Genomic DNA, 13,703 nt, shown 5'->3' on the forward strand with positions numbered 1-13,703 from the left:
AGAAAAGGCAGAAGCAGAACGTTTAGAGCAAGAACGCATTGCGGCAGAAAAAGCAGAAGCTGAGCGTTTAGAGCAAGAACGTGTTGCTGCAGAAAAGGCAGAAGCAGAACGTTTAGAGCAAGAACGCATTGCGGCAGAACAAGCAGAAGCTGAACGTTTAGCTCAAGAACAGCAGGCGGCAGAACAACAACGTCAAGAACAACAAGCTCGTCTTGCTGAGCAAGAAGCAGCAATGAAATTAGAGCAAGAGCGTGCTGCAGCAGAACAGGCACAGCGTGAAGCCGAGCAAGTTGCTGCGCAGAAGGCCGAGGCAGAACGTCTAGAGCAAGAACGCATTGCTGCAGAAAAGGCAGAATCGGAACGTTTAGAGCAAGAACGAATTGCTGCAGAGAAGGCAGAAGCGGAGCGCTTAGAACAAGAACGCATTGCGGCAGAAAAAGCAGAAGCGGATCGTCTAGAGCAAGAACGTATTGCTGCAGAGAAAGCAGAGGCGGATCGTTTAGAACAAGAACGTATTGCTGCAGAAAAAGCAGAAGCGGATCGTCTAGAGCAAGAACGTATTGCTGCAGAGAAAGCAGAGGCGGATCGTTTAGAGCAAGAACGTATTGCTGCAGAAAAAGCAGAAGCGGATCGTCTAGAGCAAGAACGAATTGCTGCAGAGAAGGCAGAAGCGGAGCGCCTAGAGCAAGAACGTATCGCGGCAGAAAAGGCAGAAGCGGAACGTTTAGAGCAAGAACGTATCGCGACAGAAAAGGCAGAAGCAGCTCGCTTAGAGCAAGAACGCATTGCTGCAGAAAAGGCAGAAGCGGAGCGTTTAGAACAAGAACGCATTGCTGAAGAACAAGCAGAAGCTGAGCGTTTAGAGCAAGATAAAGCTGCTCAAGCCGCTGCTGAAAAACCAAAGAAAGAAGGTTTCTTCGCACGCCTTAAAAAAGGTCTATTAAAAACTCGCGTTAATATTGGTTCAGGCTTTGCGTCTATTTTTAGTGGTAAGAAAATTGACGATGAGTTATTTGAAGAACTAGAAACACAATTACTAACAGCCGATTTAGGTGTTGATACAACAATGAAGTTGATTGATAACCTAACCGATGCCGCTGATCGTAAGCAATTAAAAGATGGCGATGCTTTATATGAGTTAATGAAGCAAGAAATGGCTAGTATGCTTAAAACCGCCGAGCAGCCGCTGGTTGTAAGTGGTGACAAAAAGCCATTTGTTATCTTAATGGTGGGTGTAAATGGTGTAGGTAAAACCACCACGATTGGTAAATTAGCTAAGCAGTTCCAAAGCGAAGGTAAGTCAGTGATGCTTGCTGCCGGAGATACGTTCCGCGCTGCAGCGGTTGAGCAGCTGCAAGTATGGGGTGAGCGTAATAGCATCCCAGTGATTGCTCAGCATACAGGTGCAGACAGTGCGTCAGTGGTATTTGATGCATTTCAGGCTGCAAAGGCTCGTAATGCTGATGTGTTAATCGCTGATACAGCAGGTCGCTTGCAAAATAAAGATAACCTAATGCAAGAGCTTGAAAAAATTGCCCGTGTAATGAAGAAAATTGACCCAGATGCGCCGCATGAAGTTATGCTAACTATTGATGCAGGTACAGGTCAAAATGCAATTAGCCAAGTTAAATTATTTAATGAATGTGTTGGTTTAACGGGCATTACTTTATCTAAACTAGATGGTACCGCTAAAGGTGGTGTGATTTTCGCCGTTGCAGATAAATTTAATATCCCAATTCGTTACATTGGTGTTGGTGAAGGTATTGATGATTTACGTACCTTTAATAGTGGTGACTTTATTGATGCACTATTTAGCCAAGACGAGGATGACGCATAATTAACTAAAGGGAGCTTGCTCCCTTTTTCGCTGCAAGATGATTGATAACTAAAATGATAAATTTTCAGCAAGTCAGTAAAACATATCCAGGTGGCCATCGTGCCCTTGAAAAAGTCAGCTTTCATATTAAGCCTGGTGAACTGGCCTTTTTAACCGGGCACAGTGGGGCAGGTAAAAGTACATTATTGAAGCTTATCAGCTTGATGGAGCGTCCATCAGCCGGGCAGGTGCTTATTAATGGTGTTGATTTAAATGCTGTTAAATCGCGCCAGATCCCTTATGTGCGCCGCGATATTGGTATCATCTTTCAGAATCACCGCTTACTAGAACGTTACTCAGTGTTTGATAATGTTGCCTTACCTTTAATCATTGAAGGTACGCACCATAAGCAAATAGCTAAACGTGTTCACGGTGCGCTTGATAAAGTCGGGTTACTTGATAAAGCTAAGTGTAATCCAGCAACCTTATCAGGTGGTGAGCAGCAGCGTGTTGGTATTGCTCGCGCTATCGTTAATTCACCGCCAATCCTATTAGCCGATGAGCCAACTGGTAACTTAGACCCTGAACTTTCGATGGACATTTTACGTTTATTCGAAGACTTTAATAATCATGGTACAACCGTGCTGATTGCAACCCATGATATTGGCTTAATTGCGCGTATGCGTTATCGCAGTCTAACACTTAAAGATGGCCGTATGATTGACGATCCGTTAGCTGAGGGGGCACTATGAGTTTATTGTTTAAAAGCCGCAACAGCCAAAACGAACGTCAGAAGAAGTCATTTTTAGCAGCGCCTTATTTCTTCTTTATTAATCTTATTCGCCAAGGTGTGCACAGCCTCGGTGAAATGTGGCGAACGCCTTTAGCCTCATTGATGACCATTGCGGTATTGGGGTTAAGCTTAACACTGCCAGCGACGCTTTATTTAGTGGTTAAAAATGTCTCGCAAGTGAGCAGTGGCTTTGAAGATGCCGCAGAGATCTCGTTGTTCGTAAAAGAAACTATGAGCGAACAGCAAACGCAAACCCTTGTTAAGCGTTTAGCACTCTACCCTGAAGTAGATAAAGTGGAGTTTATATCAAAAGGCGATGCCCTCACTGAATTTAAACAAGTATCAGGATTTGGCCAAGCACTTGAATATTTAGATGCGAACCCGTTACCTGATGTTGTTATTGTTACGCCGACAGCACGATACCGTCAACCAAATACGGCAAAACAATTACTGCACAAGCTTGAAGGCGAAAGAGAAGTTGATTTTGGTAAACTCGATATTGCTTGGCTTGAGCGATTAAATGCACTTTTAAGTTTATTAAAAGAAAGCGTGATCACCATTGCTCTACTATTATTAACCTCCGTCACTCTGATCATTGGTAATACTATCCGCTTATCAATTATGGATAAGAAAGATGAAATTCAAGTGATGAAGTTAGTAGGGGCGACAAACACCTTTATTCATGCACCATTTTTATGGACAGGAATTTGGTACGGTATTATTGGCGGTTTGTTCTCTTTTATTTGTGTTGCATTAATGATGTGGTGGCTTGGTGCTGCTGTAAGTGATGTGGCGGGTGTTTATGAAACCAGCTTTGACTTAATTGGTTTAACACTCTCAGAGTTTGGCATTTTAGTCGCTCTTGCAACAGGCTTAGGATTTGTTGGTTCTTACCTATCAGTTAACCGCTACATAAAAGAAATTGAACCCGATAAAGTGTAACAATTCGTTGTTACACTGCTCTTTTAGCGATAAATAGTAGTCGCTGTTAATTTATCAAAATATCACTCCAAGCTAGAATTCATCGCTTATTCAGCGTGTTAGCGTAGACTAAAAATAGATACAAAAACCACTTGATTTGAACTTTAAAAAAGTTTTTAATTGAAGTTAGCACTCTCGCTTAAAGAGTGCTAAGATGGTTTCAAATGTTTATCACTGAGGTGAAAAATGAGTAAAGATTTATACGCAATGGCACTTACTGCAGGTCAACAGAGCGCAAGTATGGACGGCTACCTTCAAGCGGTTAGCACTATTCCTATGCTTGATGCAGAGAAAGAAAAGCAGTTGGCGACACGTCTTCAGGAAGAAGGTGATCTTGAAGCTGCGAAGCAACTCATTATGTCGCATCTACGCTTTGTTGCTCATATTGCGAAAAGCTATTCAGGTTATGGCTTACCGCAAGCTGATTTAATTCAGGAAGGTAACATCGGTCTGATGAAAGCGGTAAAACGTTTCGACCCAAGTGTAGGTGTTCGCTTAGTTTCATTCGCAGTACACTGGATCAAAGCTGAAATTCATGAATACGTACTTAAAAACTGGCGTATCGTGAAAGTTGCAACTACTAAAGCGCAACGTAAATTATTCTTCAACCTACGTAAAAACAAAAAACGTTTAGGTTGGTTTAACCAAGCTGAGGTTAGCACAGTTGCTAATGAGCTAGGTGTAAGTGAAAAAGAAGTACGTGAGATGGAATCACGTATGAGTGGCCAAGATATGGGCTTTGACTTAACGGGCGACGACAATGACGACGCACCGACAAGCACATACTCGCCAGTACAGTATTTAACAGATGGCAGTGCTGACCTTGCTGATGATATCGAAGAGCAGCAATGGCAAGAACAGTCTCATGCACGTTTATTCAGCGCCTTAAAAACCCTTGATGAACGTTCTCAAGACATCGTAAGTGCACGTTGGTTAGCTGACGATAAAGCGACATTACAAGAGCTTGCTGAGAAATATAACGTTTCAGCAGAGCGTGTTCGCCAGCTAGAAAAAACAGCAATGAAAAAACTGCAATCAGCGATGAGCTAATAGCAATCGCTATAGCAAACCATCTTTAGTAGACTACAAAGCCTCGCAAATGCGGGGCTTTTTGTTTTAAAGGACGCGGTATGTCACAGATTGATTATCAACATGTATTAGATGAAATCACAAAAGAAGTTCAACCATTACTGAGCCAAGGTAAGGTTGCTGATTATATTCCTGCGCTTGCAGAGGTTGAGCCAAACCAGTTTGCCATTGCTATTCATACAGTAGATGGGCAAACCTATTGCGCGGGTGATTGTAGTGCACGTTTTACAATTCAATCTGTTTCGAAAGTAATGACCTTAACTTTAGCACTTCAGCGTTATGGTGATGAGCTGTGGCAACGAGTTGGTAAAGAGCCATCAGGCACCGCTTTTAACTCACTTACACAGCTTGAGTTTGAACAGGGCATACCACGCAACCCATTTATTAATGCCGGTGCGATTGTCACCTGTGACGCGTTATATAGCCGTTTATCTGCGCCGATGCACTCTATGCTTGAGTCGTTTCGCCAGTTATCAGGAAATGCTCAGGTTGTTATTGATAAGAAAGTGGCAAACTCTGAATATGAGTTTCGTCATCGCAACGCCGCAATGGGGCATTTAATGAAGTCATTCGGCAACTTTAATAATGAAGTTGATGATGTGTTATGGGCTTACTTTAACTTCTGTGCCATAGAGTTAAACTGCGTAGAATTAGCAAAAGCTTACAATTACTTAGCAAACCAAGGTAAAGATGCCAATGGCCAAGAAGTACTCAGTGCAAGGCAAAATAAGCAGTTAAACTCGTTACTGTTTACCAGTGGTTTATACGATGCTGCAGGGGATTTTGGCTACCGTGTTGGTATGCCGGGTAAGTCAGGGGTATCTGGTACTATATTAGCTGTATTACCAAATCAATTTACTGTGGCTGTGTGGGCGCCAAGACTTAACTCGTATGGTAACTCAGTAGCTGGGATAGCGGCTCTTGAGCGTTTATCCCAGAAACTGGATATTTCGATTTTTTAGTTGCTGTTACTGATCCCAGTAAACTTGCTCTAAACAATCTTCACGTTCAGGTAAGCCACGAGATAAACGTGGCGAGTGCTGAACAAGTACTTCATAACTTGCACGGTTAGCGTATTTACTAATTTGTGCAAGCGATGAGTAGGTCATAGCAGGCTGCTGATGCTTCGCTGAGTTTGCCACATTAAGTTTGTGGTAAACGTTTGCTGATAAGTCATGTAGTACCGCGGCCAGAGCACAATCGCCTGCGCCATTGGTATTTTTAATACTATCTGGGCCGCCCATAAACGGTGCTGTGTGGCTGTAAGCACGAATTGGGTTTTGGCAGTCGTCTTTACGCATTGCGCGCGAAAATTCATAACGGTTAAAGTCAGCAATCGCGCCTGGTAATAACGGGTACTCTGTTTCACGCTTGAATGAGTCGTCTACGTAACCGGCCATAAATAAGCCTTTTTCGCCAGCCGTACAAATAACTAAATCAGTCCAATCTAGTGCTTTGTCGGCTGCCAGAAGCGGATCTTCAAAGCCAGTAATAGCAAGGCCTTCTTCTTCATTCATAGCAAGAATATCAACATGCTCCTTTACAAAGTCAGCCCACCAAGCAGGGTCTTGTTCAATTAGAAACTTAGTGCCAAGGGTTAAAACCACAGGCACACCTGCATCATTGGCATATTTCACTGCCTGCATGGTCGCTTCTGTCATGGTTTCATCACCTTGAGTACGCATTAGGTATGCGCTGATAACCAGTGCTGATGAATTCTCAATAAGTGCTTGATCTATTGATTCAGGGCGCAGGTGGTTCATAAGCCCCGCGCTGATTGCGAAGGTACGCTCACCAGTCTCGTCAATTAAGGTAAAACAACGACCAATTGGGCCATCTACAGGCTGAAGGTAGTCAAGGTCAACGCGGCTTGAGGTGTTACATAAAAAACGATATGCATAGCTGCCGATTTTGATATTTTCACTCATTACCCCTAACAACACTGAACGGTCGTCAGCTAGGGTAGAGTAGTTGTGCATGGTGTTACCAACCGTACCACCGGCAAACTCATAATCGATCATATTGTCGAGTTTTAGTCTGTCGTATAGCGCGTTGGTAATATCGTTATCGATCACTTGCGACATGCCACGGCGCAATTGAAATTCATCTAGGAAAGCTTGATCAACTTTCGCTTCAATATCTACCACAATTTGGTCGATACCCGTAATATAACTACGTTGTAGTCGGTCGGTTGAGTTAAGTTGATTCGTCAGTGGATCTTTGGCTTCCACCGGAAAATAATGTTTATGCCTGCGGCGTCCAGGAAATTTCATTTGCTACCCGTGTTGTAAGCTAAATAAAAAAAGCGCGAGATTATAGCGCAATATGGGTCCATTGAGCCATGAAAAAGCCACTAAATTTTGCGTTAATTTTTAAGTGTAGCAGTATTTATTGCCGACATTTTTCACTAACTAGGTATAATTACTCACAGTTTTACAAGATTTGTGTGATATATGAGCGAACAATTTAGCGACCAATATTGGATGGAAAAAGCATTAAACTACGCCAATGAAGCGGCTGCGATTAATGAAATTCCGGTTGGTGCTGTGCTGGTAAAAGACAATCAACTGATCTCCTATGGTTATAACCGCTCAATTATTGATAACGACCCATCCGCTCATGCTGAAATGATGGCAATCCGCGAAGCAGGTAAAGTACTTAATAACTATCGATTAATCGATTGCACCTTGTATGTAACGTTAGAGCCTTGTTCTATGTGCGCAGGTCTGTTGGTACATAGCCGTATTAAGCGATTGGTATTTGGTGCTAAAGATGCCAAAACGGGATCGGCAGGGTCAATTATGAATCTGCTGCAAGAACCTAGGCTTAATCATCAAGTTGAAGTAACCGGTGATGTTATGAGTGAGCAGTGTGGGGCGGTAATTTCAGCGTTTTTTAAGCGTCGTAGAGAAGAGAAAAAGGCGGCAAAGCAGGCTGCTCGCAACGCCTAGTTATACAACCGGCGTTGCAGGGACTTGTGCTTCCATTAACTGCATCGCAAATAAGCGGCGACGCCAAATAACTTTCTTGTGTGTATTACGTAGCATGATACGACGGCGGGTCGCCGTTGAGTAAATAACATTACGCTTGAACTTATGTGTCGTACGTCTTCTTTTTAACATGAGTGCTCCTTAAGTGAGAGTAAAGCATGGCATGGTCCATTCCATTTCTAATAAAAGATAATGATCATTTGATGACAAGTAAACAGATTTCGGTGCTTGAAGTTAGTTGTTTTCTAATTCTTGCTGCTCTGAGTTGGTTTGTTGCGTGTTGTCATTTGGCTTTGGCTCGCTTGCTTGCGCTTCAGGTTGAGCTTCTTCAGTGCTTTGTTCTTTTTCGCTTGGGTTAGCAATCGCATCATTTTCATCAAGCCAAACCAGTGCGTCGTAATAGCGACGGATATTATCAACGTACTTTACTGCAACATCGCCACGGGCATAACCATATTTGGTTTTTCGATAGTAACGCTTTTTAATTAAAAGCGGTAAGCGCTTTTTAACATCAGCCCATTTATCTGGGCTTGCACCTTCTTGCTCGGTAATAATACGTGCGTCGTTGACGTGTCCCCAGCCAACATTGTAAGAGGCTAAGGCAAACCAGGTTCTGTCGGGCTGCGGAATGCGTTCAGGGATCCAAGAAATCACTTTGGCAAGATACTGGGCACCGCCTTTAATATTTTGCTCAGGCTCTAGTCGATTTGTTACGCCGACCTGTTTTGCTGTTGCTTGGGTTAGCATCATTATGCCACGTACACCGGTTGGTGACTTAGCCCTTGGGTTCCACATTGATTCTTGATAACTCAAAGCTGCCAGTAATCGCCAGTCTATGTTACCTGCGTATTGCTCAAACCAAGGTTGGTATTTAGGTAAGGTGTCTTTTATTGCTTCGATATAAGCAAGTGTGTTCACATAGTTAAACTGACGAACATGGCCGAAGTATTTTTCTTCTAACACATAAAGCTGGTTGCTTTTTTTCACGTCGCCAAAAAATGGCACCATCAAGGCATATAAAGAGTCGTCACCATCTTTTCTTAGTAACCAAGCGATAGGGTCGTTACGGGTAACCGAAAAGCCGATACTCAAATTTGGGTGATAGCGGCGAAACAGCGATAAGGTGTGTGAATCTGCTAGGGTGTAATCAATTTCACCGTCGATAACTGCTTGCAGAAGCTCTTCTTCATCCATGTCTTCTGTTTCGTTCCAGCTAAGTTCAGGATGCAATTGTTTTAATTGCTGTAGTGCCAACGAGTGGCTGCTTTTGGCTAAAACAGTGAGATTACCGGTTAAATCCTCAAACTCTCGAGGGCGAGTACGGCCTTGTTTATAAACTAATTTTTGGCTAATTGTTCGGTAGGTTGGGCCAAATCGATAATGCTCTGCCCGAATCGTATTATAGGTAAGACCTGAAGCTATAATATCTAAATCGCCACTTTCTAAGCGTGCGAACATATCGGATAGATTAAAAAAAGGCACCATCTCGAGCTCTACACCAACATAGTCAGCAAACTCTTGGGCAAGCTCATATTCAAAGCCTTGCACACCTTGTGGAGCCTGATAGTAGTTACTCGCGCCAGCTAATGTGCCTACTCTAATTTTGTTCTGTGCCTTGATATGAGCAAGTTGCGACGGTTGCTGTTGCATATCACACGCACATAACATGAGCACTAAACTAAAAATAGCGAGTAACTTTTGCATAGATTATAAATGCCCCTTAAACCATTACCTTAGTGTTATAACAAAACTTCTAAGCCACGTCACTTGGCGAATAGTTTTAGTTATCTATTTAAAAATTAATAACTATAACAAGGCTGCTAGCAGATAAGTCATACAGAACAAGAACCTGCGAAGAAATAAGGACGACTAAGATAGTTAATTGCTGCAACCATAAAAGCGGTTATGAAGATTATTTAAATAAAAGCGTAATTTTGAGTTAAATCTAGACGTTATTTGCACTATAATATGCGCCTAAAATATCGTTCAATCCCTAACCCCGGATGAAAATACCTATGTTGATCCTTCGTGGTGCACCAGCACTTTCCGATTTTAGAGTTCAGAAAATTTTAGCGCGTTGCCAACAGGCACAACTTCCAGTCACTGACGTTTATGCTGAGTTCATGCATTTTGCTGATCTTACAGCCGAGCTTTCAGCTGATGAGCAAACCAAGCTGGAAAAACTGCTTACTTATGGTCCAACAATTGCTGAGCATACCCCTGCGGGCACGTTAATTCTTGTAACGCCGCGTCCAGGTACTATCTCGCCTTGGGCATCAAAAGCAACTGACATCGCACATAACTGTGGCTTAAGCCAAGTTCACCGTGTTGAGCGTGGTATTGCATACTACGTAGAAGGTAATTTATCAGCTGAGCAAACAGCTGAAGTTGCAGCGTTATTACATGACCGTATGACTGAAGCAACGCACGCGGATATGGCTGATGCAGCTAAATTATTCCGTCACGATGAGCCGCGTCCAATGTCATCAGTTGACATTTTAGGTGGTGGCCGTGAAGCGCTTGCTAAAGCAAACGTGGAGCAAGGTTTTGCGCTTGCAGATGACGAAATTGATTACTTGGTAGAAAACTTCCAAAAGTTAGGGCGTAACCCGAACGACATCGAATTATTCATGTTTGCGCAAGCAAACTCTGAGCATTGTCGTCACAAAATATTTAACGCCGATTGGACAATTGATGGCATCGAACAGCCAAAATCATTGTTCAAAATGATCAAAAACACTTACGAGCAAAACCCTGAAAACGTACTATCTGCATATAAAGATAACGCAGCGGTAATGAAGGGTTCGTTAGCAGGTCGTTTCTTCCCTAATGTTGAAGGTGAGTACGCGTACCATCAAGAAAACATCGAAATCTTGATGAAAGTTGAAACTCACAACCACCCAACAGCGATTGCGCCATTCTCTGGTGCATCAACAGGTTCTGGTGGTGAGATCCGTGATGAAGGTGCAACAGGCCGCGGCTCTAAACCTAAAGCTGGTTTAGTTGGCTTCACTGTATCTAACCTACGTATTCCTGGTTACGAGCAGCCATGGGAAACAGACTTCGGTAAGCCTGGTCGTATCGTTAATGCACTTGATATCATGACTGAAGGTCCATTAGGGGGCGCGGCATTCAATAACGAATTTGGTCGCCCTAACTTACTTGGTTACTTCCGTACATACGAAGAGAAAGTATCAAGCCATAACGGTGAAGAAGTACGTGGTTACCACAAGCCAATCATGCTTGCCGGTGGTTTAGGTAACATTCGTTCTGAACATGTTCAAAAAGGTGAAATCCCTGTAGGTGCTAAGCTAATTGCACTAGGTGGTCCGGCAATGAACATCGGTCTTGGTGGTGGTGCTGCGTCTAGTATGACTTCAGGTCAATCAAACGAAGACTTAGACTTTGCATCGGTACAGCGTGAAAACCCAGAAATGGAACGTCGTTGTCAGGAAGTTATCGATAAATGTTGGCAGCTAGGTGATGCAAACCCAATCGCTTTCATCCACGATGTGGGTGCAGGTGGTCTTTCAAACGCATTCCCTGAGCTTGTAGACGACGGTGGTCGTGGTGGTAAATTCCAACTTCGTGACATTCCAAACGATGAGCCGGGTATGGCACCACACGAAATTTGGTGTAACGAATCTCAAGAGCGTTACGTATTAGCTGTTGCAGCAGAAGACTTCGCGCGCTTCGAAGCAATCTGTAAACGTGAGCGTGCAGAATACGCTGTTATTGGTGAAGCAACAGAAGAGCGTCACTTAACGGTTGAAGATAGCCACTTCGGTAACAACCCAGTTGATCTTCCGCTTGATGTTTTACTTGGTAAAGCACCAAAAATGCATCGTGAAGTTGAATCGAAAAAAGCGCAATCTCAACCATTAGACGTTGCTAACATTGATGCTGCAGACGCTGCACAGCGTTTATTACGCTTACCAACGATTGCTGAGAAAACATTCTTAATCACCATTGGTGACCGTACGGTAACGGGTTTAGTTGCGCGTGACCAAATGGTAGGTCCTTGGCAGGTGCCAGTAGCAAACTGTGCGGTAACAGCCGCTGCGTTTGATACTTACCACGGTGAAGCAATGTCATTAGGTGAACGTACTCCAGCTGCACTTTTAAACTACGGTGCTTCTGCTCGTTTAGCTGTGGCTGAGTCACTAACGAACATCGCGTGTGCGAACATTGGTGGCCTTGAAAATATCAAGCTATCTGCAAACTGGATGGCTGCAGCAGGCCACCCAGGCGAAGATGCGGGTCTTTACGAAGCTGTAAAAGCGGTAGGTGAAGAGCTTTGTCCGGCGCTCGGTTTAACTATTCCTGTGGGTAAAGACTCAATGTCGATGAAAACTCAATGGGATGAAAACGGCGAGCAAAAATCGGTTACTGCACCATTATCATTGATCATTACTGCCTTTGGTCGTGTTGAAGATGTGCGTAAAACCGTAACGCCACAGCTACGTACTGATAAAGGTGAGTCATCACTATTATTAGTTGATTTAGGTGCGGGTCAAAACCGTATGGGCGCATCAAGCCTTGCACAGGTTTATAAGCAACTAGGGGATGTAACGCCTGACGTTGATAACCCTGTATTATTAAAAGGCTTCTACGAAGCAATGCAAGCGCTTGTTGCTGATAACAAGCTACTTGCTTACCATGACCGTTCAGACGGTGGTTTATTCACTACGGTTGCTGAAATGGCATTTGCTGGTCACACGGGTGTTACTGTTGACCTTGCTGGCTTAACAGGTTCAGACATCGAAGCGCTTTACAATGAAGAGCTAGGTGCGGTTATCCAAGTGGCAAACGCTGACTTAGACGCAGTTAAAGCCGTTCTTGCAGACCATGGCTTAGCAGCTATCAGCCATGAAATTGGCGCACTAAACGCTGATGATCGTGTGGTATTCACTCGTGGTGATGATGTGGTTCTTAACCACACGCGTACTGAGCTTCGTACTATGTGGGCAGAAACAACTTACCAAATGCAAGCACGTCGCGATAACCCTGAGTGTGCTAAGCAAGAGTTTGACGCTAAGTTTGACGCAAAAGACCCTGGTCTTAATGTAAAACTAAACTTTGACTTAAACGAAGATGTTGCAGCGCCTTACATTGCAACAGGTGCGAAGCCGAAAATGGCGATTCTACGTGAGCAAGGCGTTAACTCTCACTTAGAAATGGCTGCGGCATTTAACCGTGCAGGCTTTGCTGCGGTTGACGTGCACATGAGCGACATTCTTGAAGGTCGTTTAACACTTGAGCAATTTAAAGGCTTAGTGGCATGTGGTGGTTTCTCTTACGGTGACGTATTAGGTGCAGGTGAAGGCTGGGCTAAGTCAATCCTATTTAATGAGATGGCGCGTGAGCAGTTCCAAAGCTTCTTCCACCGCGAAGATACATTCAGCTTAGGTGTGTGTAATGGCTGTCAAATGCTTTCAACATTGAAAGAATTGATCCCGGGCACTGAGCACTGGCCTCGTTTCGTAACGAATAAGTCAGAGCGTTTTGAAGCTCGCTTTAGCCTTGTAGAAGTACAAGAAAACCCATCGGTATTCTTTAACGGTATGGCAGGTTCACGTATGCCTATCGCTGTTTCTCACGGTGAAGGTCATGCTGAGTTCGCAAACGGTGATGCAGTTAAAGCAGCGCTTGAATCAGGTACTGTGGCAGTGAAGTTTGTTGATAACTACGGTAACCCAACAACGCAATACCCAGCTAACCCGAATGGCTCGCCAGAAGGTATCACAGGTATTACCTCAACTGATGGCCGTGCAACGGTTATGATGCCGCACCCAGAGCGTGTATTCCGTACTGTTGCTAACTCATGGCACCCAGATGAGTGGACTGAGGATAGCCCATGGATGCGTATGTTCCGCAACGCTCGTAAAAACGTTGGCTAGAACTTAATTGTGTGCCTAGCTATACAAGCTAGGTTCATACAAACCGTTTAAACTAAAAAGGCTGCACTATCATGTGTGGCCTTTTTGTTTATAATGATCTGAGAAGCGAGAAGCGAGAAGCGAGAAGCGAGAAG

The 13,703-nt window shown here is 43.8% G+C and carries 10 protein-coding genes; 7 read left to right on the forward strand and 3 right to left on the reverse strand.

Annotated features, from left to right (window positions below):
- The 5 genes from ftsY to glsB form a co-directional block, all read left to right on the forward strand.
- The coding region (gene ftsY, locus AN394_RS19975; protein ID WP_235576286.1) for a signal recognition particle-docking protein FtsY at nt 1-1,837 on the forward strand (1,837 nt) is incomplete at its 5' end.
- A 53-nt stretch (nt 1,838-1,890) separates the two neighbouring features.
- Complete coding sequence (ftsE, locus tag AN394_RS19980; protein ID WP_054560978.1) at nt 1,891-2,568, forward strand: cell division ATP-binding protein FtsE; 678 nt, start codon at nt 1,891-1,893, stop codon at nt 2,566-2,568.
- The gene (gene ftsX, locus AN394_RS19985) at nt 2,565-3,551 is read left to right on the forward strand and encodes a permease-like cell division protein FtsX (RefSeq protein WP_055022377.1); all 987 of its coding nucleotides are present in this window, start codon (nt 2,565-2,567) and stop codon (nt 3,549-3,551) included. Before ftsE ends, ftsX begins: the two co-directional genes overlap by 4 nt.
- Before the next feature lie 225 nt (nt 3,552-3,776).
- The gene (gene rpoH, locus AN394_RS19990; RefSeq protein ID WP_054551048.1) at nt 3,777-4,640 is read left to right on the forward strand and encodes an RNA polymerase sigma factor RpoH; all 864 of its coding nucleotides are present in this window, start codon (nt 3,777-3,779) and stop codon (nt 4,638-4,640) included.
- Nucleotides 4,641-4,720: 80 nt separating this feature from the next.
- A complete protein-coding gene (gene glsB / locus AN394_RS19995) occupies nt 4,721-5,641 on the forward strand; it encodes a glutaminase B (RefSeq protein ID WP_054560977.1) in 921 nt (306 codons plus the stop codon).
- Between the two features lie 6 nt (nt 5,642-5,647).
- Here the strand turns inward: glsB and AN394_RS20000 are convergent, their stop codons facing one another.
- A complete protein-coding gene (locus tag AN394_RS20000; protein WP_054560976.1) occupies nt 5,648-6,952 on the reverse strand; it encodes an inosine/guanosine kinase in 1,305 nt (434 codons plus the stop codon).
- Between the two features lie 180 nt (nt 6,953-7,132).
- On the opposite strand from AN394_RS20000, the gene tadA reads away from it, so the two are divergent.
- A complete protein-coding gene (gene tadA / locus AN394_RS20005; RefSeq protein WP_054560975.1) occupies nt 7,133-7,630 on the forward strand; it encodes a tRNA adenosine(34) deaminase TadA in 498 nt (165 codons plus the stop codon).
- On the opposite strand, the gene AN394_RS22210 is transcribed toward tadA, so the two are convergent.
- Entirely contained in the window at nt 7,631-7,801 is a 171-nt protein-coding gene (locus tag AN394_RS22210; protein WP_165385080.1) for a hypothetical protein, read from the reverse strand.
- 102 nt (nt 7,802-7,903) lie between these two features.
- A complete protein-coding gene (gene mltF / locus AN394_RS20010; RefSeq protein WP_054560974.1) occupies nt 7,904-9,373 on the reverse strand; it encodes a membrane-bound lytic murein transglycosylase MltF in 1,470 nt (489 codons plus the stop codon).
- Nucleotides 9,374-9,684: 311 nt separating this feature from the next.
- Between mltF and purL the strand changes: the two genes are divergently transcribed.
- On the forward strand, nt 9,685-13,569 hold the full coding sequence (gene purL / locus AN394_RS20015) for a phosphoribosylformylglycinamidine synthase (RefSeq protein ID WP_055022378.1): 3,885 nt from the start codon (nt 9,685-9,687) through the stop codon (nt 13,567-13,569).
- Nucleotides 13,570-13,703: the final 134 nt, after the last annotated feature.

This window comes from Pseudoalteromonas sp. P1-26, assembly GCF_001401795.1.
GTDB lineage: Bacteria > Pseudomonadota > Gammaproteobacteria > Enterobacterales > Alteromonadaceae > Pseudoalteromonas.